The sequence below is a fragment of the Geodermatophilus maliterrae genome (genome assembly GCF_041018925.1).
Lineage (GTDB): Bacteria > Actinomycetota > Actinomycetes > Mycobacteriales > Geodermatophilaceae > Geodermatophilus > Geodermatophilus maliterrae.
Genome location: NZ_JBFNXQ010000013.1, coordinates 38,321 through 60,227, shown reverse-complemented (window position 1 = coordinate 60,227; position 21,907 = coordinate 38,321). Strand labels below are relative to the sequence as shown.

Genomic DNA, 21,907 nt, shown 5'->3' with positions numbered 1-21,907 from the left:
CCCTGGTCACCAGGCCTCCGGGAGGTCGACGAGCAGCCGGCGGCGGGCGGCGTCGGCGGGCAGCGGGTCGGGCCAGCGCTCGGGCAGGTAGGACGAGCGCGGGCCGTACTCGGCGGCGTAGCGCCCGCTGGGCCAGGTCAGCACGCCGTCGCGGTAGAGCGGGTTGGGCGTCAGCGGCGGCAGCGGCTCGCCGAGGTCGGCCGGCGCCGGGGTCAGCGGGTCGCCGGCGACCAGCGCGACCGCCTCGCTGGCGTGCAGGTCGGCCGGGTGGGCCGGGCGCGGCGGGCGGCCCTCGAGCAGCGAGCGGGTCAGCTCGTCGTCGTCGTAGAGCAGCCCGGTGCCCAGGACCTCGGCGTAGCCCTCCGGCGGCAGCGGCTCCCCGTGCGGGTCGGCCACGTGCGCGTGCCCGACGACGACGGTGCCGCCGTCCGCGGCCAGTGCCCGCATCGCCGCGGCGGCGGCCGGCTTGTCGCGCAGGAAGTAGAAGGCGTCGTGGCACATGACGTAGGCCGGCTGCCCGACGCCGAGGTCGGGCGCGGCGGTGAGGTCGGCGCACACGTAGCGGGCCGTCGGGCAGACGAACCGCTGCGCCAGCCAGAGCTTCGCCCAGACGACGTCGACGCCGAGCAGGTCGGGCACGCCGCGGCGGGCCAGCTCCCGCAGGTGCGCGCCGATCCCGCAGGCGACGTCGACCACCGGCCGGTCGCCGGGCCAGTGCTGCTGCAGCAGGGCGAGCCCGGCCAGGTGCGTGGGGTCCGACCAGCGGTGCGCGAAGTAGTCGGCCACCCGGCCCATGCCGAGCAGCTGCATCGCCTCGCGCAGCGTGCCGGCCGCGGGCACCCGCGCCAGCTGCTCGGGCGGGGGCGGCGGCTCGGTCCACCAGTCGTCGGCGTCGGCGAGCAGGAGCACCCGCGCCCGGTCGACCTCGCCGGCGGCGAGCAGCTCGCCGACCCGGGCGCGCAGGTCGTCCCGGCCGGCCCGGGCGAAGGGGATCCCGTCGACGACGGGCGCGTCGAGGACCAGGCCGCTCACAGACCCGCCGCCCCCAGGACGTCGAGGTGGTAGGCCTGCACCGGCCCGGCGTGCACCAGCTCCAGGTCGTCGAGCGCCTGCGACGCGGTGAAGGCCGCCGCGCGGGCGTGGTGGTGCACCTGCAGCACCCGGTCGAGGACGTCGGCGGCGTGGAACGCCCGCGCCTCCGGGACCTCGGCGCCCGGCCGCAGCGCCAGCACCTCGCGCAGCCGGCCGGCCAGCGGGCCCGGCAGCGCGGCGAGCTCGCGCTCCTCCAGCGTGACCACGACCCGCTCGAGCGCGTCGCCGAGCAGCACCTCGCCGGCGAACCCGGCGTCGGGCAGCACGACGTTGTGCAGGTGGTGGCCCAGGCCCAGCAGGAACGGCGCGACCGGGTCGGCGCCGACCACCGGCGCCACCAGCGCGGAGTAGACGGCGACGGTGAGGCAGTGGTCGCCGTGGCTCTCCGGCGGCTCGACCACGATCCGCGGCTTCCCCGGCGCGGTGGCACCCGCGCGCGGCTGGGCGTTGAGCGCGCGGGCCGGGCCGGGCGGCGTCCCGGGGGAGGGCAGCGGCCCGAGGGCGGTGCGCAGCCGCTCGCGGAGGTCCGGGTCGAGCGGGCCGGCCACCTCGTCGAACCCGCGGCGCAGGACCCCGAGCGCCTCGTCGTCGGACAGCCCGGCGGTGGTGAGCACGCCCGCGTCGACGCCGGCCAGCCGGGCGCGGGCGACGGCGGCGGCCGTCTCCGAGTACGCGACCGCGGCGACGTCCTCGCCGGACCCCAGCCGCGCCCAGGCGCGGGCGAAGGCCTGCTCGGCCAGGGAGCCGGGCCTGCCGGCGACCCGCACCCGCTTGGCGTCGCCGATCTCGGCGAGCAGCGGGCGGAGGCCGGCCAGTGGTGCGAGCGTCCCGGTGGGGGAGGGGGCGAGGCCGGTCACCGGCCGGCTGCGCCGGCGGCCAGCCAGTCGAGCAGAGCGGTCTCCTGCCGGTGGAGGGCGTGCTCGGGGACGCTGCCGTCGGCGGTCATCGGTGCCTTGAAGAACCAGCCGAGGTGCCGCTGCACGCCGCCCTCACCGCGCTGCTGCGCGAGGTCGGTCAGCCGGGCCAGCTCGAGGGCCAGCGGCGCGGCGAGGATCGAGTCGCGGCACTGGAAGTCGACCTTGACCTGCATGCGCTGGCCGAGGAAGCCGACCAGGTCGATGGCGTCCCAGGCCTCCTTCTGGTCGCCGCGGGGCCGGTAGTAGTCGATGCGGACGACGTGGTCCTCGACCGGGTAGCCCAGGATCGAGTCGAGCACGCTGCCCTTGGTCTGCAGCTTGCTCTCCAGCGAGTCCGGGTCGTCGAGGGCGAGGCCGTCGCGGTTGCCGAGGATGTTGGTCGAGTACCAGCCCTCGACGGTCAGCGACCGGCTGCGGAAGGCCGGCGCGAGGACGGTCTTCATCATCGTCTGACCGGTCTTGCCGTCCTTGCCGGCGATCGGGACGCCGCGGGTCTCGGCGAAGGCGGTCAGCGCCGGGACGTCGGCGGCCAGCGACGGCGTGAAGTTGACGTAGCCGACGCCCTCGGCGATGGCGGCGTAGGCGTAGACCATCGCCGGGGTGATGGCGCGGTCGTCGGCGTCCAGCCCGGCCTCGAAGGTCTCGACGGTCTGCAGCGCGGCGGCCGCGGGGTCGGGCCAGCGCTCGGTGGAGGCCAGGTTCACCAGCACCAGGCCGTCGAGGGACTCCTCCTCGCGGAAGCGGCGCAGGTCGGCACGGACGGCGTCGACCTGCGCGCGGCGGGTCTCGGCCAGCACCACGTTGCCGCCGGTGACGTTGCGGCAGAAGTCGGCGTCGCCGGCCGCGGGCCAGGGCGTGACGCCCGAGAGCGCCGGACCGGCCTGCTCGAGCTGGCGGTGGTCGAGGACGCCGTGCTGCTCGGCGGCCTTGCGCAGGTCGGAGCCGTCGAGGTCCCACCCACGGATGACGAGGGAGTCGTAGCCGACGATGCCGGTGGTCTCCTCGACCGGTCCGCCGGCCACCTCCAGCCCGGCCAGGGGCAGGCCGTCGGTGCCCGCGGCACCGTTCCGGACCAGTTCCAGACCGGCGACCGCGGTCGTCGCGACCGCGCCCCCGAGTCCGACCACAGCGATGCCGACGCGACGAGACTCCTGCGACAAGACGGACCTCCGCACTCCTCGGGGTGGACCCGCTCCGCCCCGTCCCGAGCCTGGCACAGGACGATTCCGCCTGCCGGGTGAGAACAAGATTCTGGTGCGCAACCCGGTGGTCTGCCGTTCTGTGCCCTGGTCGGCAGGCCATCGGGGCTCCCGCAGAGCCCCGGGCGGGGCCAGGATGGGTGCCCCGAGCCGACGAGGAGCGTGTCGTGACCCAGCCGCCGTTCGCCCAGCAGCCGTCCGCCGAGCCGCCGCCCGGCCAGCCGCAGTACGGGCAGCCGCAGTACGGGCAACCGCAGTACGGCCAGCCGCCCCCCGGCTCGTCCCAGGCCGCGATGGTCGTGCCGCGCTTCGCCGTCCGCCAGCGGATCACCGTGATGGTCAACCGCTACGAGGTCTGGGAGGTGGCGCCCGACGGCAGCGAGCGGGGGCTGCTGGCGATGGCCCAGCAGAAGCGGCTCAAGCTCAAGGAGGAGGTGGTCTTCACCGCCGACGAGGCTCGCACCCGCCCGGTGTTCTCCTTCCGCGCCCGCCAGCGGCTCGACGTGCACGCCGAGCACGACGTGTTCGACGAGCAGGGCCGGGTGCTCGGCACGTTCAGCAAGCGCTTCGGCGCCAGCCTGCTGCGGTCCACCTGGGAGCTCGAGGCCCCGGGGCTGACCGCGGTCGGCCGCGAGCGCCGGCCGTTCATCGCGATCCTGCGGCGGGTCTGGACGCTCATCCCGTACCTGGGCGACGTCTGGGTGCCCTTCGTCTTCCACTTCGACTTCGTCGACACCGCGACCGGCGCCCCGGTCCTGGTCGTCGAGCGGCGCAAGTCCATCCGCGACCGCTACGACGTCTCGGTCCCGGACCCACGGCTGGACTTCCGCGTCGCCGCCTCCATGGCCGTGGCGCTGGACGCCCTGCAGAGCCGCTGACGCAGGTGCCGGCTCCGCACCGCGATCCCGCCGGCGGCTTCTCCGACGACTTCGACGGCCCGGCCCTCGACCGCGACGTCTGGGTGCCGCACTACCTGCCGCAGTGGAGCTCGCGCGCGGCGACGGCGGCCAGCCACGAGGTCCGCGACTCGTGCCTGCGGCTGTACCTGCCCGAGGACGCCCCGCTGTGGTGCCCGGACGACCACCCGCCGCTGCGGGTCTCGGGCATCCAGTCCGGGGTGTTCTCCGGGCCGATCGGCAGCACGGTGGGGCAGCAGCCGGTGCGGCCGGGCGCCGTCGTCCGCGAGGAGCAGCCCGCCCACTGGGGCTGGACGCCGCGGTACGGGGTGCTGGAGATGCGTGCCCGCGCGACGGTGACCCCGCGCTCGATGGTCGCGTGGTGGCTGGTGGGTCTGGAGGACGTGCCGGAGCGGTGCGGCGAGCTGTGCGTCATGGAGGTCTTCGGCGACGCCGTCGACCCGGTCGAGGGGGCGGCGGTCGGCGCGGGCACCCACCCGTTCCGCGACCCGCGGCTCGCCGAGGACTTCGCCGCGCCGCGGCCCGGCATCGACGTCTCGGAGTGGCACACCTACGCCGTCGACTGGCGGCCCGACGGCGCGGTGTTCTCCGTCGACGGTGTCCCGCTGCGCCGGGTCGCGGTCACCCCCGACTACCCGCTGCAGACCATGCTCGCCGTCTTCGACTTCCCGGAGAAGGCGGTGCCGGGGGAGCCCTACGTCGTCCCGGAGCTCGTCGTCGACCGGATCGGCGGCGGGCCGGCGGTGTCCTCGGGCTGAGCGGTCAGGCGGGCAGCGCGAAGACCAGCAGCGAGCTCGACGCCGTCGCCACCAGCCGGCCGGCGGCGTCGAGGACCTGCCCCTCGGCGAACGCCACCCGGCGGCCGGGCTTGACCACCGTGCCGACGGCGTTCAGCGGCCCGCTGGCCTGCGTCACCGCCCGCAGGTAGGTCACCTTCAGCTCGATCGAGGTGTAGCCGACGCCCTGTGGCAGCGTGGAGTGCACCGCGCAGCCGGCCACCGTGTCGAGCAGCGTGCAGACCAGCCCGCCGTGCACGACGCCGATCGGGTTGTAGACCGACTCGTCGACGGCGCAGCGGAACTCGATGCGGCCCTCCTCGACGGCGACCACGTCCATCTGCACCAGCGCGGCGATCGGCGGGGGCGCCAGCACGCCGTCGCGCATGGCCTGCAAGGTCTCCAGCCCGGAGCGCTCCCGCGTGCCGGCCGCGGTGACCATCGGGTCGTACCAGGTGACCGTCCGCGAGCGCGGCTCGCCCCACGAGTCCGGGACGACGGGGTTGGCGTCGGGAACGGCGTCCGTGCTCACGCGTCGTCCTCGGCGGGCAGGCCCGACAGCACCCGGCCGGCGGGGGTCAGGACCCGCTCGACCCGGCTGGCGCTGACCGGCTCCCTGCACGTCCGGCAGACCCACTCGGCGTCCACGGCGTGCCCCTCGTGGCCGTCCGGCGCGTGCGTCAGCCGGACCGGCGGCTCCTCGGCCGTCCAGCGGTCGCCCCACTGCAGCAGCGCCTGCAGCACCGGCAGCAGGTCCCGGCCGGACGCGGTGAGGTGGTAGCCCGAGCGCGGCGGGGAGTCGCTGTACTGCCGCCGCTCGAGCACGCCGGCGGCCACCAGGGCGTTGAGCCGCGCGGTCAGCCGGTCCCGCGGCGCCCCGGTGCCGCGGGCGATGTCGCTGAAGCGGTGGTTGCCCAGCGACACCTCCCGCACGACGAGCAGCGACCAGCGCTCGCCGACCAGTTCCAGGGCGGCGGCGATCGTGCACGGGCGGCCGGGCAGTCCGGCCAGGTCGAACGAAGCGGTCACGACGTGAGTTTGCCTGTCGAACCGACGAAGCGCCACACCCGGGGACGCCGACGGGCGGGGACCCCGAGAGGTCCCCGTCCGCCTGGTGCCGTGCTGGAACGGCCCCCTCGCAGGGGCCCGCCGCGAGCGTGCGAGCGGTGGGGGGGCGAGGGGGTCCTTCCGTCAGCTCTTCGGCCGCGCACCGGCGCGCAGGGCGCCGAGGAGGTCGTGGTTGAGCCGCGAGATGTTATCCATCGAGATGCCCTTCGGGCAGCTGACGGAGCACTCACCGATGTTGGTGCAGCCGCCGAAGCCCTCGAGGTCCTGCTGGTGGATCATGTTGACCACGCGGTCGTTGCGCTCGGGCTGGCCCTGCGGCATGAGGCCCAGGTGCACGACCTTCGCGGACGTGAACAGCATCGACGACGCGTTGGGGCAGGCCGCGACGCAGGCGCCGCAGCCGATGCAGGTGGCGGCGTCGAAGGCGGCGTCGGAGTCCTTCTTGGCGACCAGGATCGAGTGCGCCTCGGGGGCGGTGCCGGTCGGGGCGCTGATGTAGCCGCCCGACTGGATGATCCGGTCCAGCGCCGACCGGTCGACGGCGAGGTCCTTGATCAGCGGGAACGCCGTCGCCCGCCACGGCTCGACGTCGATCGTGTCGCCGTCCTTGAAGGACCGCATGTGCAGCTGGCACGTGGCCGTCTGCGGGTGGCCCGGGAACAGGCCGTTGCCGTGCGCGCGACCGTTGATCATGACGCCGCACGACCCGCAGATGCCCTCACGGCAGTCGTGGTCGAAGGAGACCGGGTCCTCGCCGTTGAGGATCAGTTGCTCGTTGAGGACGTCCAGCATCTCGAGGAAGGACATGTCCGGGGAGATGTCGGTGACCTCGTAGGTCACCATCTTCCCCTTCTCGGTCCGGTCCCGCTGACGCCAGACGCGCAGCTTGAGGTTCATCTACTTGTAGCTCCGCTGGGCGAGGTGGACGTACTCGAACTCGAGGGCTTCCTTGTGCAGGACCGGCGGGGCGCCCTCCGGCGTCCACTCCCAGGCGGCGACGTAGGCGTAGTTCTCGTCGTCGCGCAGGGCCTCACCCTCGGGGGTCTGGCTCTCGGCGCGGAAGTGCCCGCCGCAGCTCTCGTTGCGGTGCAGGGCGTCGACGCACATGAGCTCGGCGAGCTCGATGAAGTCGGCGACCCGCCCGGCGTGCTCCAGGCTCTGGTTGAAGCGGCCCAGCTCGCCGGGCACTTTCACGTTGGTCCAGAACTCCTGGCGGATCTCGGGGATCCGGTCGAGCGCCTTGCGCAGGCTCTCCTCCGACCGCTCCATGCCGCACAGGTCGAACATCAGCCTGCCGAGCTCGCGGTGGAACGAGGCGGTGGTGCGGGTGCCGTTGATCGACAGCAGCCGCTCGGACTGCTGCCGGACGCCCTCGAGCGCCTCGACGGCGGCCGGGTGGTTCGGGTCGATCTTGTCGAAGGGCCCGCTGGCCAGGTAGTCGTTGATCGTGTTGGGCAGGACGAAGTAGCCGTCGGCCAGGCCCTGCATGAGCGCGCTGGCGCCCAGCCGGTTGGCGCCGTGGTCGGAGAAGTTGGCCTCACCGATCACGAACAGGCCGGGGATCGTCGACTGCAGGTCGTAGTCGACCCACAGGCCGCCCATCGTGTAGTGGACCGCCGGGTAGATCCGCATGGGGACCTCGTAGGGGTCCTCACCCGTGATCTGGGCGTACATGTCGAAGAGGTTGCCGTACTTGGCCTCGATGGCCGGCCGGCCCAGCCGCTGCATGGCCTCGGCGAAGTCGAGGTACACGCCCAGGCCGTTGGGGCCGACGCCGCGACCCTCGTCGCAGACGTTCTTGGCCTGCCGCGAGGCGATGTCGCGGGGCACCAGGTTGCCGAACGAGGGGTAGATCCGCTCGAGGTAGTAGTCGCGCTCCTCCTCGGGGATCTGCCGCGGGTCACGCGTGTCGCCGCGCTCCTTGGGCACCCACACGCGGCCGTCGTTGCGCAGCGACTCGCTCATCAGCGTGAGCTTCGACTGGTACTCGCCGTGCACCGGGATGCAGGTCGGGTGGATCTGCGTGTAGCAGGGGTTGGCGAACAGCGCGCCCCGCTTGTGCGCCCGCCAGATCGCCGTGGCGTTGGAGCCCTTGGCGTTGGTCGACAGGTAGAAGACGTTGCTGTAGCCGCCGGTGCCCAGCACGACCGCGTCGGCGAAGTGGGTGCTGATCTCACCGGTGATGAGGTCGCGGGCCACGATGCCGCGGGCGCGGCCGTCGACGACGATCAGGTCGAGCATCTCGGTGCGCGGGAACTGCTCGACGTTGCCGGCCGCCATCTGCCGCTCGAGGGCCTGGTAGGCGCCGTAGAGCAGCTGCTGGCCCGTCTGGCCGCGGGCGTAGAACGTCCGCGACACCTGGGTGCCACCGAAGGAGCGGTTGTCGAGCAGGCCGCCGTACTCGCGGGCGAAGGGCACGCCCTGGGCGACGCACTGGTCGATGATGTTGACGCTGACCTCGGCCAGCCGGTGCACGTTGTTCTCCCGGGCGCGGAAGTCGCCGCCCTTGACCGTGTCGTAGAACAGCCGGTGCACCGAGTCGCCGTCGTTGCGGTAGTTCTTGGCGGCGTTGATGCCCCCCTGCGCGGCGACGCTGTGCGCGCGGCGCGGGCTGTCCTGGTACCAGAACGACTTGACCTTGTAGCCGGCCTCGCCGAGCGTGGCGGCGGCCGCGCCGCCGGCCAGGCCGGTGCCGACGACGATGATCGTCAGCTTGCGGCGGTTGGCCGGGTTGACCAGGCGGGCCCGGAAGCGGCGCTCGCTCCAGCGCTCACCGATCGGGACGTCCATCGGGGCCTTGGTGTCGGCGATGGGCTCGCCGACGGTGAACAGTTCGAGGGCCATGGTCGTATTGCTCCTAGTCAGCCGACGAGCCCGAAGAGGATGCTGAGCGGCGGGATCAGGAACCCGGCGGTCAGCACCACGGCGAAGACGGTGGCGAACGCGTTGACCGTCCGCTCCCGGGTCTTGTTGCTCTGCCCCAGCGTCTGGGTGGCGCTCCAGATGCCGTGGCGCAGGTGGAAGCCGAGCGCGAGCAGGGCGATGACGTACACCGCGGTGACGATCGGGTTCGAGAAGCCGGCGATCACGCGGTCGTAGGGGGTGGAGGCGGTGCCCTCGGGGTTGGCCACCCCGACCGTGAGGTCGAGGATGTGGTAGACGACGAACAGCGCCAGGATCACGCCACCCCAGCGCATGGTGCGCGAGGCGTAGCTCTGGGCCACGGCCTTGCGGGCCACGTACTGCTGGGGCCGGGCGCGCTTGGCCTGCCGCCACAGCGAGACGGCCGCCCAGATGTGCGCGGCCACCGCGACGAGCAGCACGATGCGGATGATCCACAGCGTGGTCTGCGCGGGGACCGCCGGCTCACCGATGGTCCGGATCCAGTCCGAGTACCCGTTGAACTTCTCCTCGCCGGAGAAGATCTTGAGGTTCCCGATCATGTGCGCGACCAGGTACAGCACCAGGATGATGCCGCTGACCGCCATCACCGCCTTCTTGAAGACCGAGCTGGTCTTCGCGGCCTTCGGGGTCCTGCGCTGGCCCGAGTGCGTCACCGTCACCACAGCACCAAAGTTAGGCTCGTTACCCACCACTCGGCCATGTGGACACGTAGTGACTCACCTCATGTAAGGGAACCCTCAGCGCAGGTCAGGACGTTGGTGGCCGACCGCCGGTCACGGCACCGTGCCGGACCCACCGACAGGAGGAGGACGCGTGACAGGACCGACCCGGGGTTTCCTCGGACGGCGGCGGGACCGCGACCCGCGGCTGCCCCCCGGCCAGTACGACACGGGGGCCGACTGGCCGGTGCTGACCGCCGAGCCGACCCCGCGGATCGCGCCGGAGACCTGGAGCATCACCGTCGACGGCCGGGTGGCGAACCCGACCACGTGGACGTGGGACGAGGTCCACCGGCTGCCGGGCTCGGAGTACCGCGGCGACATCCACTGCGTCACGACCTGGTCGAAGTTCGACACCCACTTCGCCGGCGTCAGCGTCGACACCCTGCTCGAGGCCGCCGGGCCCACCGCGGAGGCGGCGTTCGTCATGGCGACGGCCAAGACCGGTTACACCACCAACCTCCCGCTGGCCGACGTCACCGGCGGCAGGGCGTGGCTGGTGTGGGAGTTCGACGGCAGGCCGCTGCCCGTCGAGCACGGCGGCCCCGTGCGGCTGCTGGTGCCGCACCTCTACTTCTGGAAGAGCGCCAAGTGGGTCACCCGGCTGACCCTGCTGCAGCGCGACCAGCCCGGGTTCTGGGAGCAGAACGGCTACCACGACCGCGGCGACCCCTGGCGCGAGCAGCGCTACCAGGGTGACTGAGCCGCTCCTGGGGCTCGGTGGACGCCGGGCCCCGGCCGGCGGCTGGCGGACGGCGACGGTCGCCGCCGTCGACCGGCCGACGCCCCGGGGCGTGCGGCTGCGCCTGGACGTCGCCGACCGCGTCGAGCACCTGCCCGGCCAGCACTACGTCGTCCGGCTGACGGCGGAGGACGGCTACCGCGCGCAGCGCTCCTACTCGATGGCCTCGGCGCCCGGCGACCCGCAGGTCGAGCTGTTCGTCGAGCGGCTCGAGGACGGCGAGGTGTCCGGCTTCCTCGCCGACGTCGTCGAGCCCGGCGACGTCCTCGAGGTGCGCGGGCCGATCGGCGGCTGGTTCGTCTGGGACGGCGAGAGCCCGGCGCTGCTGGTCGGCGGCGGCAGCGGGGTCGTCCCGCTGGTCGCGATGCTGCGGACCGCCCGCGACCTCGGCCGGACCGACCTGCTGCGGATCGCCGTCTCCGCCCGCACCCGTGCCCTGCTGCCCTACGCCGGGGAGCTGGCCGGCTCGGGGGCCCTGCTGGCGCTCAGCCGCGAGCCGAACGGGATCCGCCGCGCCGGCCGGCTCACCGCCGAGGACCTGGTGCCGCTGGTCGAGCCCGGTCAGACGGGCTTCGTGTGCGGGTCGACCCCGTTCGCCGAGACGGCGAGCCGGCTGCTGTTGGAGCTGGGCATGGCGCCGGCCGACGTCCGGGTCGAGCGGTTCGGCCCCAGCGGCGGACCCGCCTGACCTCAGCGGCGCGAGCGCAGCCAGGACCCCAGCGCCACCCCGGCCAGCGCCCAGAACGCGCCGGCACCGACCCCGGCCAGCACGACCCAGAAGGGCACGTTCAGCTCGTCGTCCACGGGGCGGGGCACCGGGACGGGCCCGGGGGCGTCGGTCATGCCGCGAGCCTGGCCGGGGGCCGCGCCGGCGTCCAGGGGCCGGGGCGGCTGTGACCGGCGCCGCGGACGATGATCGGGGCCATGCCGATCGCTGAGCCGACTGCCGAGGTGACCGCCGTCGACGCCGTCGACCCGGCTCTGCGCCGCGGGCTGCTGACCTGCTGGACCGACGTCACCAATGCCGGGGGCGCGGTGGGCTTCGTCCCGCCGGTCACCGAGGACGACGTCGCCCCGGTGCTCGACGCGCTGATCGAGCGGGTGTCCCAGGGCCGCGAGCGGCTGGTGGTGCTGTGGGTCGACGGGGAGCCGGCCGGCTGGGCGGTGCTGTCGCTGTCGGTGAGCCCGCTGCGGCGGCACTGGGCCACCGTGCTGCGGGTGCAGGTGCACCCGGCCCGGCAGGGGCAGGGGCTGGGCCGGGCGCTCATGACCGGCGTCCACGACGTCGCCCGCGACTGCGGGCTGGAGATGCTGCACCTCACCGTGCGCGGCGGCTACGGCCTCGAGGGCTTCTACGCCGGCCTCGGCTACCGCGAGTTCGGCCGCATGCCCGGCGCGATCCGGCTGGCCCCCGGCGACGACCGCGAGGAGGTCCACCTCGTGGTGCGCCTGCGGGACCCCGGTCAGCCGTCCTGCTGAGCCGCGGGGTCGGTGCCGTCGACGGTGCCGCGCGAGGAGAGCACCGCCAGACGGGCGAACATCTCCTCGGCGTACCAGCCCTCCTGCGCGGTGCGGGCGACGACGGCGGCGTGCTCGGGGCGGTCGTAGGCGAAGGTGTTGAGCGCCGCGCCGGAGTCCCAGACGCTGAAGGTGCCCTGCAGGCCCAGCGGCGCCTCGCCGATGCCGACGGCCATGCGCAGGCCCGGTGCCCGGTGCAGGTCGGCCGACACCGGCGGCACTGCCGACCAGAACCGCGCGGCCCGGCGCAGCACGAGGCGGGCGCGGGTGACCGCGGCGACCGGCCCGTCCCACCGCTGCGGCCGGGGGCTGCCGAACGGCTCGCGGCCCGACCAGAGCCCACGGGCGGCCAGCGGGCGCAGCCGCGCCGACCACTCCTCGTCGGCGACGCGGCGCCAGCTGGCCGCCACGGGGCCGTCGTCGAGCGCGTCCGCGGCCGCGGCGTCGTCCCACACGGCGAGCAGTCCCCAGCGGCGCGGGTCGGCGTCGCGGACGGTGAACGTGCGCCCGTCGCCGGTGCCCAGCAGCTTGGCGAAGCGCAGGCCCGGTGTGCGGGCGAGGGCCGGACGGAGCGAGGCCATCCGCAGCACCGCCCGGGGCACCGCACGGCCGGGGACGCCCCACAGGTGCAGTGTCACGGTCGGGGTGTCACTGACCGGGTGGGGTGGGGGCACGCCGCCGAGGGTAGGTGCGTCCGGTGACCGACCAGCGCCGCGTCCAGCTCGGCGACACCGACGCCCCCGCCGAGGACGAGGTCGTCGAGGCCTTCGACCGGGTGGTGAGCCAGGGCGCCCAGCGGCTGCACCGCACGTGGCGCGAGGTGCTCACCACCGGTCTGGCCGGCGGGCTGGAGGTGGGGGTCGGCGTCCTCGCGCTGGTCGCCGTCTACGCCCAGACCGGCAGCCACCTGCTGGCCGGGCTGGCCTTCTCGGTCGGCTTCATCGCGCTGCTGCTGGCCCGCAGCGAGCTGTTCACCGAGGGCTTCCTCCTGCCGGTCACCGCGGTGGTGGCCGGGCGGGCGAGCTGGGCGCAGCTGGGCAAGCTGTGGGGCGGGACCCTCGCGGCCAACCTGGTCGGCGGCTGGCTGTTCATGTGGGTGGTGGTGCACGGCTACCCGGAGCTGGGACCCACCGTCGTGGAGTCGGCCCGGCACTTCGTCGAGGCGCCGCTGGACCTGCGTGCCGCCTGCCTGGCCTTCCTCGGCGGCACGGTCATCACCCTGATGACCCGGATGCAGAACGGCACCTCCGCCGACGGCGTGAAGGTGGTGGCCGCCGTCGCCGGCGCCTTCGTCCTCGCCGGCCTGCAGCTGTTCCACTCGGTGCTGGACTCACTGCTGGTCTTCGGGGCGATCCACACCGGCACCGCGCCCTTCGGCTACGGCGAGTGGCTGGCCTGGTTCTGGTACGTGACGCTGCTCAACATGGCCGGCGGCCTGCTCGTGGTCACCCTGCTGCGGCTGGTGCGGAGCAAGGAGCTGCTGCAGCGCGAGCGCGCGGCGGCCGGCGCCGAGGACTGAAGGAAGGACCCCTCTGCCCCCCGCCACTCGCGAGCTCGCGGCGGGACCCTGCAGCGGAGCCGCGGCTACCGCGGGCCGAAGGCCGCGGCGCGGAACGCGTCGAACACGGCCGGGGGAGCGGGTGAGGCCCACATCTGGTTGGTGAGCAGCACCGCTGTCGTGCCGGTGACCGGGTCGGTCCACCACGAGCTGCCCAGGCCGCCGTCCCAGCCGAAGGAGCCGGCGTGCCGGCCGCCGGGCTCGTCGGCGCGGCGCACGCCGGTGCCCAGGCCCCAGCCGCCGCCCTCGCCGTCGACCGGCCCGGCGTGGTCGGTGAGCATCGCCGCGACGGTGGCCTCGGCGAGCACCCGCCCGCCGTCGGGCGCGCGTCCGCCGGCGCGCAGCATCCCGGCGAACGCGGCGAGGTCGTCGACGGTCGAGACCAGCCCGTCGCTGCCGTCGGGGAAGGCCGGCGGTCGCGCCCACTGGCCGTCGGGCGGGTCGTGGACCTGCCGCGCGCCGGTGTCGTCCGGTGGCGTCCAGTGCGGCCCCAGCCGGTCGCGGGCGTGCCCGGGCACGCCGAAGCCGGTGTCGCTCATCCCGAGCGGCGCGAGCACCCGCTCGGCGAGGACCTCGGGCAGCGGCCGGCCCGCGGCCCGGGCGACGAGGACGCCCAGGACGCTCGCGCCGGTGTGGTAGAGCCACCGCTCGCCGGGCTGGTACGCCAGCGGGACGGACGCCAGCCGGCGCAGCCACTCGCCGGTCGGGGGCGCGGCCTGCGGTGCCGGCGGCCCGGCCGGCAGCCCGGCGTCCGCGAGCGCGGCGAGCGTCGGGGTGGGCCACGGCGCGGTGAAGTCCATGCCCAGGCCCAGCCGGAAGGTGAGGACGTCGCGCACGGTGATCGGCCGCCGGGCCGGGACGGTGCCCGCCTCCGCGTCGGCGGGGTCGGCCAGGACGCGCCGGTCGGCCAGCTCGGGCAGGTGGGTGTCGACGGGGTCGTCGAGGCCGAGCGTGCCGTCGTCGACGAGGGCGAGCGCGGCGGCCGCGACCACCGGCTTGGTCGTCGAGGAGATCCGGAAGACGGTGCCGGGTGTGACCGGGTCGTCCCGGCCGGGCACGTGCGTGCCGGCCGCGCCACGCGCCGTCTCCCCGTCCCGCTCCACCCACCATGCCGCACCTGGTACGGCGCCCGTGGCCACCGCCTCGCCGACCACCTGCTCGACGTCCCTCGCCAGTCCCATGCCGTACCGACCGGCCGGGGACGCGGGACTCATCGGCCCCGCGAGGACGCCGGGTCGGGCAGCATCGCGTCCACCTGGTCCGAGGAGCGCCGCGACGTCCGTCCCCGCCACCGTCGACGAGTACCTGGCGGCCCTGCCGGAGGAGGCGCGCGCGGTGCTGCAGCAGGTGCGTGCCGCCGTCCTGCGCGGCCTGCCCGGCGCCACCGAGACCATCCGCCACGGCATGCCGGCGGCGGTGCCGGGCAGCCGGTACGGCCTGCACCACGCCGCCTGGGAGCGACACGCGGCGCTGCACCCGGTGCCCGTCCTCGACGGCGAGCTGGAGGCCGAGGTGGCGCCCCACCGCTCGGGGGAGGACCCCGTCCACCTGCCCTACCGGCGGCCGGTGCCCGAGGACCTCGTCGATCGGATCGCCGCCCGGCGGCCGGACGGGGCCGCGGCCGCGCGCAGCGACGACAGGTAGCGGCGGGTGGCCAGCCCCTGCACCAGCCGGCTCAGCGGCGGCACGGCACGGGCGGCCGGCGTCGCCAGCCGGGAGAAGACCCGGATGGTGACGACGACGTCGCCGTCGGCCGTGAGCCGGACCGTGAAGCACTCCTCGCCGCTCTCCGGGTGCCCGGGCAGCGTGCCGTAGGCGAAGCCGCGCTCGTCACCGGTGGTCGACGCCCACACGACCCGGCAGGGGATGTCGTAGCCCAGCCGCGGCAGCCCCGCGGTGAGGACGACGACGGTGCCCACCTCGCCCGCCGGCCCGGTGGCCCGCACCCGCAGGCCCGCACTGCGCTGCGGCACCCAGTCGAACACCGCCGCCGCGACCCGCTCGAACGTCTCCCGACCGGAGCCGACGACCTCGGTCCACTCGCCGGGCAGGTAGCCGGCGGGCAGGTCCGCGGCGCGGGTGGCGCCGACCTCGGCGTAGGTGAGCGGCGCGTCACGCAGGCCCTCGGGCGACGCGGCCCGGAACGGACCCATGCCCCCAGTGTGGACCGGCGTAGGTTGTCCGGCACTGTGCTGCCCGCCGTCACCGCCACCCGCTACGTCACCCCGCTGCGCGAGGGTGGCTCGCTGCCCGGGCTCATGGAGGCCGACGACCTCGGCACGTACGTGGTCAAGTGGCGGGCCGCCGGGCAGGGCGTGCGGGTGCTGGTGGCCGAGGTGGTGGGCGGTGAGCTGGCCCGCGCGCTGGCGCTGCCGGTGCCGGCGCTGGTGACCGTCGACGTCGCCCCGGAGCTCGCCGTCGGCGAGCCCGACCCGGAGGTGCAGGAGCTGCTGCAGCGCTCGGCCGGTCGCAACCTCGGGTTGGACTACCTGCCGGGCGCGCTGGACTTCGAGGCCGGCGTCGCCGAGGTGGACGCCGAGCTGGCCGGCCGCGTGCTGTGGTTCGACGCGCTCGTGGGCAACGTCGACCGCTCCTGGCGCAACCCCAACATGCTGTTCTGGCACGGCCGGCTGCAGCTGATCGACCACGGCGCCGCGCTCACCTTCCACCACAACTGGCCGGGTGCGGAGGCCGCCGTCGCCCGCCCCTACGACGCCGCGCAGCACGCGCTGGTCGAGTGCACGCCCGACGTGCGGGCAGCCGACGCCGACCTCGGGCCCCGGGTCACCCGGCCGCTGCTGGACCGGGTGCTGGCGCAGGTGCCCGACGAGTGGCTCGAGCACGAAGGACCCTCGCCGGACGACGCCCCCGGCGAGGTGCGCGACCGCTACGCCGGCCAGCTGCTGGCCCGGCTGGCGGCCCGGGACGCGTGGCTGCCGCAGCTGGTCGCCGCCGCGGCGGCGGGCGGGTCGCACCGGCGGGCCCCGCGCGGGGAGAACCGGCCCGCCTGGCTGGGGCCGCCCCCGCCGCAGGGGGTGCGGCAGCGGTGAGCCGGGAGACCTTCGAGTACGCCGTGCTGCGGGTGGTGCCGCGGGTGGAGCGGGGCGAGGCGCTCAACGCCGGCGTGCTCGTCTACTGCCGGCAGCGCGACTACCTGGGCAGCCGGGTGCACCTCGACGTCGACCGGCTGCGCGCGCTCGACCCCACCGCCGACCCCGGCGCGATCGGCCGGGCGCTGCAGGCCGCCGCCGACGTCTGCGCGGCCGACCCGGCAGCGGGCGCCGCCGGCCGCGAGGCGCTGGGCTCGCGGTTCCGGTGGCTGACGGCGCCGCGCAGCACCGTCGTGCAGCCCGGCCCGGTGCACACCGGACTCACCGCGGACCCCGACGCCGAGGCCGACCGGCTGCTGCGGCTGCTCGTCCTGCCGGTCTCCGAGTGACCGGCAGCCGGCGGCTGCTGATCTGGTCGGCCGCCGGCGCGGCGGTGCTCGCCGTGCTGTCGGCAGCGGTGAGCGCCTACTGGCTGGCCGGTGGCACCTGGCTGCTGTCGACCGTGGGCGGTGCCCTCGAGGAGCAGGGTCGCCGGGGCGGCGCCGCCGTCACCGCCGGGCTGGCCCTCGTGGTCGTCCTCGAGCTGGCCGCGGTGGTCCTGGCCGTCGCGCTGGTCCGCCCGCCGGGGAACCGCCTGCTCCGGCGGCTGCTCGTGCCCGGGGCACTGCTGGCCGGTGGGCTGCTGGCCCTGTACGGCGCGGTGCTCGTCGCCGTCGGCGCGCTGGCCCTGACCGGCGTCCTCGGCGAGCCGGCCGACCCGACGGCCCTGCGCTGGCACGTTCTCCTCTGGGACCCCTGGTTCCTGCTGTGGGGCGTCCTGCTGCTGACCGCCGCCCTCGCCCGGCGCCGCACCACCGCCGAGGACCGGGCCGGTAGCCCATCCGGGTGAACCGCAGGTGGCGGGGGGATCACGAAGTGCTCGCCCGGGGGCCATGCGGACGTCGTCCCGGCGCACTAGCGTCCGGGGCCCGACGTCACTCAGAGCCGAGGACCCGATGACGGAGAACTCCGACGCGCGTCGCCGCCTGTTCCTGCCCCTGCTCAACTCCATCCGCCATGGCAGCCGCAGCCACGCGACCTGTCACTACAAGTGCGGCAACGCCTGCGACGCGGCCGTGCCGAACCGGACGGACAACCCCACGTTCGAGTCCGTCGTGCAGACGGCCATGAGCCGGCGTGCCCTGCTCAAGGTGGCCGGGACCGGTGCCCTGGTGGTGGCCACGGCCCCACTCTTCGCGGAGCCGGCGGTGGCCGCGCCGGGACGCCACGGGGCGGCCGGGGACGGTGCCCTCACCTTCGAGCCGGTCGAGCAGAACTTCCTCGACGAACTCGTCGTCCCGGCCGGTTACGGCTCCGCCGTCGTGCTCCGCTGGGGCGACCCGGTCGAGGAGGGAGCGCCGGAGTTCGACGTCGACGCCCAGACCGCCGAGGCGCAGGCCAGGCAGTTCGGCTACAACTGCGACTTCATCGGGTTCCTGCCGCTCGGCCGCCGGCGCGCCCTGCTCGTGGTGAACCACGAGTACACCAACGAGCAGCTCATGTTCTCCGGCGTCGCCGAGGAGGAGGCGCCGACCACCGACGAGCAGAAGCGCGTCGCGATGATGGCCCACGGCATCTCCGTGGTGCAGATCCAGCGGCAGGGCGACTCGGGCGTGTGGCTGCCGACCCCCGAGCGCGGGCGCAACCGTCGGATCACCGCCTCGACCCCCTTCCGGGTCACCGGGCCCGCCGCGGGCTCGGAGTACCTGCGGACCAGCGCGGACCCCGAGGGCCGCACCGTCCTGGGCACGCTGAACAACTGCGCCGGCGGCATCACCCCCTGGGGCACGACGCTGCACGGCGAGGAGAACTTCAACCAGTACTTCGGGACGTCCGCGCCGATCATCGAGGACCCGCGGGAGCCCCGCCTGGGCCGCTACAGCGTGAGCGCGGAGGACTCGGCCGGTCGCCGGTGGGAGGCCGTCGACCCGCGGTTCGACCTGGCCCGCGAGCCCAACGAGGTCAACCGCTTCGGCTGGGTCGTCGAGGTCGACCCCTACGACCCGACCTCGACCCCGAGGAAGCACACGTCGCTGGGGCGCTTCAAGCACGAGACGGCCAACGTCCGCATCGCCGAGGACGGCCGGGTCGTCGCCTACTCCGGCGACGACGAGCGGTTCGACTACATCTACAAGTTCGTGTCCAAGAAGCGGTACCGGGAGGGCGACGACCGCGCGGCGCGGGCGCACAACATGACCCTGCTCGAGGAGGGCGACCTCTACGTCGCCCACTTCAGCGGCGACTCGCCGGCCGCGGAGATCGACGGCAGCGGCACCCTGCCCGGCGACGGGGAGTTCGACGGCACCGGCCGGTGGGTCCCGCTGGTGCGGGACGGCCGCTCGATGATCCCGGGCAAGGACGTCGCCTGGGTGCTGACCTTCACCCGGCTGGCCGCCGACCGCCTCGGCAAGCAGCTCGACGCCAACGGGGACTTCCCCGACCCGGCCAACCCGGTGGTGGTCGACCCCGGGCTGGTGGCCACGAAGATGGACCGTCCGGAGGACATCCAGGTCAACCCGGTCAACGGGCGCGTGTACGCAGCACTGACGAACAACTCGAACCGGACCGGGCAGGACGGGCGGCCCGGGGCGGACGAGGCCAACCCGGTGAGCCGGTCGTTCGCCTTCGACCCCGAGGACGGCACCTACGAGGAGCGACCGGGCAACCGCAACGGCCACGTCATCGAGTGGGAGGAGACCGGCTCGATCGCGGGGGACACCTTCGACTGGCGGGTCTTCATCCTGGCCGGCAACCCGGAGGAGCCCGGGACCTACTTCGCCGGCTACGACAAGTCCCAGGTCAGCGCCATGTCCTGCCCGGACAACCTGGAGTTCGACCCGGCCGGCAACCTGTGGATCTCCACCGACGGCACCGTGCTGTCGACCCGGAACCAGGAGGCGGGCACCGTCGGAGGGACCAACGACGGGCTCTTCGCCGTCCCGACCGACGGGCCGGAACGCGGCCACCTCAAGGCGTTCCTCACCGTGCCGATCGGCGCCGAGTGCAGCGGCCCGATGATCCCGGATGACGGCCGGTCGGTGTTCGTCTCGGTCCAGCACCCGGGTGAGACCACCGGCTCGACCCGGGACACCCCCTCGAGCACCTGGCCCGACCGGCTGCCGGAGCGGCCGTTCCCGCGGCCGAGCGTGGTGGTGGTCGCCCGCGAGGACGGTGGCCGCGTCGGCAGCTGATGGAGGACCGCCCGGCCCCCCACCGCTCGCGGGCTCGCGGTGGGCCCCCTGCAGGGCGGCCGGGGCGCCTGCTCAGCCGGGGAACAGCGCGTCGATGCGGCGGGCGAGCTCGAGGTCGAGCTCGGTGACGCCGCCGGCGGAGTGCGTGACCAGTGTCAGGTGCAGCGTGCGCCAGCGCAGGTCGACGTCGGGGTGGTGGTCCATCTGCTCGGCGACGAAGCCGATGCGCACGACCGCGGCGACGGCGTCCGGGAAGCCGGGCAGCTCGACGCTGCGGCGGATGCCCTCGCCGTCCCCCGACCACAGCGGCAGCCCGGACAGGGCGGCGGCCAGCTCGTCGGGGGACAGGCGCGGAGGTCGGGGCACGGTGGTCAGTCTGCCGCCAGGCGGGTCAGACGTGCAGGCCGCACTCGGTCTGGCCGCGGCCGGCACAGCGCCCGGCGCGGGACCCCGACGCGGAGGCCGGCCGGCGGTCACGCCTCCTGGTGCTCCCGGTGGAGGACTGGACGGTCCACGGCCGGAGGGAGGTCGACCGACCCGTCGCGAGCGGGTAGGGGTCGGTCGTGGCGGGCGCGCCTGCTGACGGCGAGGACCGGCACCGTCAGCCACACGATCGCGCCGAGCAGCTTGGTGCCGTCCTCCACGATGAGGATCTGCCGGTCGACGAGCTGGTCGAACACGATGGAGACCGCGAGCAGTGCGCCCCCGGACAGGAAGGCGATCGTCGGCCCACGTCGGCCACCGCGCAGGAACAGGACCAGCAGCAGGACGGCGGTCACGGCGTACAGGGCGAGGAAGACCTTCTGGGGAACGCCGTTCTCCGGGCCGACGGACTCGTGCAGCTGCAGAGCGTCGTCCGCGGCGAGGACGAGGACGAAGCCCCCCAGTACGGTCAACCGGAGGCGGTCCCGTGGTTCGAGCCAGGCGACGAGCAGCGCCAGCGCGGTGACTGCTGCCCAGACCATGGTGTTGAGCATGCTGACCGAGCCCGAGTACCACGGCAGACCGCCCAGCGAGGAGCCGTCCCGGGTGAAGACGGCGACAGGCTCCTCGAAGAGAGCTCCCGCCAGCACGGTCATCGCCAGGATCAGCGCACCTGCGGTCAGTGCGGCGACGATCGCCTTCCAGGCGGACAGGCCGGACGGTCCACCGGGGGACGACCGTCCGGGAGACTGGGCGAGGGCTCCTGTCCGTTGCGCACCGGCAAACTCTAGGTCGCGCTTCGGTCACCTGGGGTTACCCGAATGGGGGAATCTCGACCACCGTGCCGACGGCCTCCTGAAGCCGGGCAGCCGCACGGTCCGCTCGATGCCCTCGGGCCGCCCGACCTCTCCGGCAGCTCCTGCAGGGCGGCGGGGACGGCGTCGGGGGACAGGCGAGGTGGTCTCGGCACCCCGCCGGTCCTACCGGCGGGGGCTCAGAGGTGCAGGCCGCACTCGGTCTTGCCGCGGCCGGCCCAGCGCCCGGCGCGCGGGTCCTCGCCCGGGGCGACCGGCCGGGTGCACGGCGCGCAGCCGATCGAGGCGTAGCCGATCTCCTGCAGCGGGTTGACCGGGACCTGGTGCTCGGCGATGTAGGCGTCGACGTGCTCCTGGGTCCAGGCCGCCAGCGGGTTGACCTTCACCATGCCGCGCTTGGCGTCCCAGTCGACGACCTTCGTGGCCGCGCGGGTGGCGGCCTCGTCGCGGCGCACGCCCGAGCCCCAGGCGACGTAGCCGGCCAGGGCCTTCGCCAGCGGCTGCACCTTGCGCAGCGAGCAGCACAGGTCGGGGTCGCGCTGGTGCAGCTCGGGGCCGTGCTCGGCGTCCTGCTCGGCGACCGTCTGCGCCGGCGTCACGTTGACCAGCGTGATCGGCATGACCCCGCTGACCCAGTCGCGGGTGCCGATCGTCTCGGCGAAGTGGTAGCCGGTGTCGAGGAAGACCACGTTGACGCCCGGGACGGCGCGGCTGGCCAGGTGCGCGAGCAGGCCGTCGGCCATCGAGGAGGTGACCGCGAAGCCGTCGCCGAACGTCCCGCCCGCCCAGCGCAGCACCGCGAGGGCCTGCTCGACGGGGTCGGCGATGCCCTCGAAGCGGGCGTCGGCCGCTGCCGCGAGTTCTGGCGTGGCGAGCTCCGGCGTGGGCCGGACGGCGGTCGTCATGGGTGCTGCACTCCTGTCCCGGTGAGCCGGACGGTGAAGGTCCGCAGGCACGCGGCGCAGTGCCACTCGCCGCC

The 21,907-nt window shown here is 74.7% G+C and carries 26 protein-coding genes; 11 read left to right on the top strand and 15 right to left on the bottom strand.

The genetic code is table 11. The annotated features are described in order from the left end of the window. Positions 1-6: 6 nt before the first annotated feature. Genes ABQ292_RS06700 through ABQ292_RS06690 form a run of 3 tightly spaced genes read right to left on the bottom strand, consistent with a single transcriptional unit; the run spans position 7 to position 3,136 of the window. Positions 7-1,032 (bottom strand): methyltransferase domain-containing protein, encoded by a 1,026-nt coding sequence (locus ABQ292_RS06700; RefSeq protein ID WP_369204526.1) that lies wholly within the window; start codon positions 1,030-1,032, stop codon positions 7-9. Further along, positions 1,029-1,949, bottom strand: a complete 921-nt coding sequence (locus tag ABQ292_RS06695; RefSeq protein ID WP_369204524.1) for a hypothetical protein — start codon at positions 1,947-1,949, stop codon at positions 1,029-1,031. The genes ABQ292_RS06700 and ABQ292_RS06695 overlap by 4 nt, the downstream gene beginning before the upstream one ends. Next, a complete protein-coding gene (locus ABQ292_RS06690; RefSeq protein ID WP_369204522.1) occupies positions 1,946-3,136 on the bottom strand; it encodes an inositol-3-phosphate synthase in 1,191 nt (396 codons plus the stop codon). Before ABQ292_RS06690 ends, ABQ292_RS06695 begins: the two co-directional genes overlap by 4 nt. 239 nt (positions 3,137-3,375) lie before the next feature. On the opposite strand from ABQ292_RS06690, the gene ABQ292_RS06685 reads away from it, so the two are divergent. Further along, complete coding sequence (locus tag ABQ292_RS06685) at positions 3,376-4,086, top strand: LURP-one-related family protein (RefSeq protein WP_369204520.1); 711 nt, start codon at positions 3,376-3,378, stop codon at positions 4,084-4,086. Positions 4,087-4,091: 5 nt separating this feature from the next. After that, the gene (locus ABQ292_RS06680; protein ID WP_369204518.1) at positions 4,092-4,883 is read left to right on the top strand and encodes a glycoside hydrolase family 16 protein; all 792 of its coding nucleotides are present in this window, start codon (positions 4,092-4,094) and stop codon (positions 4,881-4,883) included. 4 nt (positions 4,884-4,887) lie between these two features. Here ABQ292_RS06680 and ABQ292_RS06675 read toward each other — a convergent pair whose 3' ends face one another. From ABQ292_RS06675 to ABQ292_RS06655, 5 genes are all read right to left on the bottom strand, one after another. Continuing rightward, positions 4,888-5,433: a PaaI family thioesterase gene (locus ABQ292_RS06675; protein ID WP_369204516.1), complete on the bottom strand. Its 546-nt coding sequence runs from the start codon at positions 5,431-5,433 to the stop codon at positions 4,888-4,890. Continuing rightward, positions 5,430-5,930, bottom strand: coding sequence for a winged helix-turn-helix transcriptional regulator (locus tag ABQ292_RS06670; protein WP_369204514.1), 501 nt, complete (start codon positions 5,928-5,930; stop codon positions 5,430-5,432). The genes ABQ292_RS06675 and ABQ292_RS06670 overlap by 4 nt, the downstream gene beginning before the upstream one ends. 162 nt (positions 5,931-6,092) lie before the next feature. Then, positions 6,093-6,866 (bottom strand): succinate dehydrogenase/fumarate reductase iron-sulfur subunit, encoded by a 774-nt coding sequence (locus tag ABQ292_RS06665; protein WP_369204512.1) that lies wholly within the window; start codon positions 6,864-6,866, stop codon positions 6,093-6,095. Beyond that, complete coding sequence (locus tag ABQ292_RS06660) at positions 6,867-8,813, bottom strand: fumarate reductase/succinate dehydrogenase flavoprotein subunit (RefSeq protein ID WP_369204510.1); 1,947 nt, start codon at positions 8,811-8,813, stop codon at positions 6,867-6,869. A gap of 17 nt (positions 8,814-8,830) precedes the next feature. Continuing rightward, entirely contained in the window at positions 8,831-9,535 is a 705-nt protein-coding gene (locus tag ABQ292_RS06655; RefSeq protein WP_369204508.1) for a succinate dehydrogenase cytochrome b subunit, read from the bottom strand. 151 nt (positions 9,536-9,686) lie between these two features. Between ABQ292_RS06655 and ABQ292_RS06650 the strand changes: the two genes are divergently transcribed. Both ABQ292_RS06650 and ABQ292_RS06645 read left to right on the top strand, forming a co-directional pair. Then, on the top strand, positions 9,687-10,295 hold the full coding sequence (locus tag ABQ292_RS06650; RefSeq protein ID WP_369204506.1) for a sulfite oxidase-like oxidoreductase: 609 nt from the start codon (positions 9,687-9,689) through the stop codon (positions 10,293-10,295). Next, positions 10,288-11,022, top strand: a complete 735-nt coding sequence (locus ABQ292_RS06645) for an FAD-binding oxidoreductase (RefSeq protein ID WP_369204504.1) — start codon at positions 10,288-10,290, stop codon at positions 11,020-11,022. The genes ABQ292_RS06650 and ABQ292_RS06645 overlap by 8 nt, the downstream gene beginning before the upstream one ends. A gap of 2 nt (positions 11,023-11,024) precedes the next feature. On the opposite strand, the gene ABQ292_RS06640 is transcribed toward ABQ292_RS06645, so the two are convergent. Continuing rightward, positions 11,025-11,177 carry a hypothetical protein gene (locus ABQ292_RS06640; RefSeq protein ID WP_369204502.1) on the bottom strand — a complete coding sequence of 51 codons (153 nt, stop codon included), beginning with the start codon at positions 11,175-11,177 and terminating at the stop codon, positions 11,025-11,027. Between the two features lie 81 nt (positions 11,178-11,258). Between ABQ292_RS06640 and ABQ292_RS06635 the strand changes: the two genes are divergently transcribed. Next, positions 11,259-11,813, top strand: a complete 555-nt coding sequence (locus tag ABQ292_RS06635; RefSeq protein ID WP_369204500.1) for a GNAT family N-acetyltransferase — start codon at positions 11,259-11,261, stop codon at positions 11,811-11,813. Here the strand turns inward: ABQ292_RS06635 and ABQ292_RS06630 are convergent. Next, the gene (locus ABQ292_RS06630; protein ID WP_369204498.1) at positions 11,798-12,526 is read right to left on the bottom strand and encodes a monooxygenase; all 729 of its coding nucleotides are present in this window, start codon (positions 12,524-12,526) and stop codon (positions 11,798-11,800) included. The genes ABQ292_RS06635 and ABQ292_RS06630 overlap by 16 nt on opposite strands. 23 nt (positions 12,527-12,549) lie before the next feature. Between ABQ292_RS06630 and ABQ292_RS06625 the strand changes: the two genes are divergently transcribed. Further along, positions 12,550-13,371, top strand: a complete 822-nt coding sequence (locus ABQ292_RS06625) for a formate/nitrite transporter family protein (RefSeq protein ID WP_369204496.1) — start codon at positions 12,550-12,552, stop codon at positions 13,369-13,371. 65 nt (positions 13,372-13,436) lie between these two features. Here ABQ292_RS06625 and ABQ292_RS06620 read toward each other — a convergent pair whose 3' ends face one another. Continuing rightward, positions 13,437-14,591, bottom strand: coding sequence for a serine hydrolase domain-containing protein (locus ABQ292_RS06620; protein ID WP_369204494.1), 1,155 nt, complete (start codon positions 14,589-14,591; stop codon positions 13,437-13,439). Here ABQ292_RS06620 and ABQ292_RS06615 point away from each other — a divergent pair. Further along, a complete protein-coding gene (locus tag ABQ292_RS06615) occupies positions 14,590-15,054 on the top strand; it encodes an iron chaperone (protein WP_369204492.1) in 465 nt (154 codons plus the stop codon). The genes ABQ292_RS06620 and ABQ292_RS06615 overlap by 2 nt on opposite strands. Here ABQ292_RS06615 and ABQ292_RS06610 read toward each other — a convergent pair. Next, positions 14,964-15,563, bottom strand: a complete 600-nt coding sequence (locus tag ABQ292_RS06610; RefSeq protein WP_369204490.1) for a DUF1990 domain-containing protein — start codon at positions 15,561-15,563, stop codon at positions 14,964-14,966. The genes ABQ292_RS06615 and ABQ292_RS06610 overlap by 91 nt on opposite strands. Before the next feature lie 24 nt (positions 15,564-15,587). Between ABQ292_RS06610 and ABQ292_RS06605 the strand changes: the two genes are divergently transcribed. From ABQ292_RS06605 to ABQ292_RS06590, 4 genes are all read left to right on the top strand, one after another. Further along, the gene (locus ABQ292_RS06605) at positions 15,588-16,460 is read left to right on the top strand and encodes a HipA family kinase (RefSeq protein ID WP_369204488.1); all 873 of its coding nucleotides are present in this window, start codon (positions 15,588-15,590) and stop codon (positions 16,458-16,460) included. Continuing rightward, positions 16,457-16,849: a DUF3037 domain-containing protein gene (locus ABQ292_RS06600; RefSeq protein ID WP_369204486.1), complete on the top strand. Its 393-nt coding sequence runs from the start codon at positions 16,457-16,459 to the stop codon at positions 16,847-16,849. The genes ABQ292_RS06605 and ABQ292_RS06600 overlap by 4 nt, the downstream gene beginning before the upstream one ends. Beyond that, positions 16,846-17,349 carry a DUF3995 domain-containing protein gene (locus tag ABQ292_RS06595; protein ID WP_369204484.1) on the top strand — a complete coding sequence of 168 codons (504 nt, stop codon included), beginning with the start codon at positions 16,846-16,848 and terminating at the stop codon, positions 17,347-17,349. The genes ABQ292_RS06600 and ABQ292_RS06595 overlap by 4 nt, the downstream gene beginning before the upstream one ends. 106 nt (positions 17,350-17,455) lie before the next feature. Beyond that, positions 17,456-19,690, top strand: coding sequence for a PhoX family protein (locus ABQ292_RS06590; protein WP_369204482.1), 2,235 nt, complete (start codon positions 17,456-17,458; stop codon positions 19,688-19,690). 72 nt (positions 19,691-19,762) lie between these two features. On the opposite strand, the gene ABQ292_RS06585 is transcribed toward ABQ292_RS06590, so the two are convergent. The 3 genes from ABQ292_RS06585 to ABQ292_RS06575 all read right to left on the bottom strand — a co-directional run bounded on the left by ABQ292_RS06585 (position 19,763) and on the right by ABQ292_RS06575 (position 21,833). Continuing rightward, positions 19,763-20,056, bottom strand: coding sequence for a 4a-hydroxytetrahydrobiopterin dehydratase (locus ABQ292_RS06585; RefSeq protein ID WP_369204480.1), 294 nt, complete (start codon positions 20,054-20,056; stop codon positions 19,763-19,765). Between the two features lie 107 nt (positions 20,057-20,163). Next, positions 20,164-20,775 (bottom strand): DUF8692 domain-containing protein, encoded by a 612-nt coding sequence (locus ABQ292_RS06580; protein ID WP_499802929.1) that lies wholly within the window; start codon positions 20,773-20,775, stop codon positions 20,164-20,166. Positions 20,776-21,107: 332 nt separating this feature from the next. Then, on the bottom strand, positions 21,108-21,833 hold the full coding sequence (locus ABQ292_RS06575) for a phosphoadenylyl-sulfate reductase (RefSeq protein ID WP_369204476.1): 726 nt from the start codon (positions 21,831-21,833) through the stop codon (positions 21,108-21,110). Positions 21,834-21,907 lie beyond the last annotated feature (74 nt).

What these genes read in the sequence shown, in the direction of transcription:
- ABQ292_RS06665 (WP_369204512.1), bottom strand. Translation starts at nt 6,866, where the DNA reads ATGAACCTCAAGCTGCGCGTCTGGCGTCAGCGGGACCGGACCGAGAAG.
- ABQ292_RS06660 (WP_369204510.1), bottom strand. Translation starts at nt 8,813, where the DNA reads ATGGCCCTCGAACTGTTCACCGTCGGCGAGCCCATCGCCGACACCAAG.
- ABQ292_RS06640 (WP_369204502.1), bottom strand. Translation starts at nt 11,177, where the DNA reads ATGACCGACGCCCCCGGGCCCGTCCCGGTGCCCCGCCCCGTGGACGAC.
- ABQ292_RS06635 (WP_369204500.1), top strand. Translation starts at nt 11,259, where the DNA reads ATGCCGATCGCTGAGCCGACTGCCGAGGTGACCGCCGTCGACGCCGTC.
- ABQ292_RS06615 (WP_369204492.1), top strand. Translation starts at nt 14,590, where the DNA reads ATGCCGTACCGACCGGCCGGGGACGCGGGACTCATCGGCCCCGCGAGG.
- ABQ292_RS06620 (WP_369204494.1), bottom strand. Translation starts at nt 14,591, where the DNA reads ATGGGACTGGCGAGGGACGTCGAGCAGGTGGTCGGCGAGGCGGTGGCC.
- ABQ292_RS06610 (WP_369204490.1), bottom strand. Translation starts at nt 15,563, where the DNA reads ATGGGTCCGTTCCGGGCCGCGTCGCCCGAGGGCCTGCGTGACGCGCCG.
- ABQ292_RS06590 (WP_369204482.1), top strand. Translation starts at nt 17,456, where the DNA reads ATGACGGAGAACTCCGACGCGCGTCGCCGCCTGTTCCTGCCCCTGCTC.
- ABQ292_RS06575 (WP_369204476.1), bottom strand. Translation starts at nt 21,833, where the DNA reads ATGACGACCGCCGTCCGGCCCACGCCGGAGCTCGCCACGCCAGAACTC.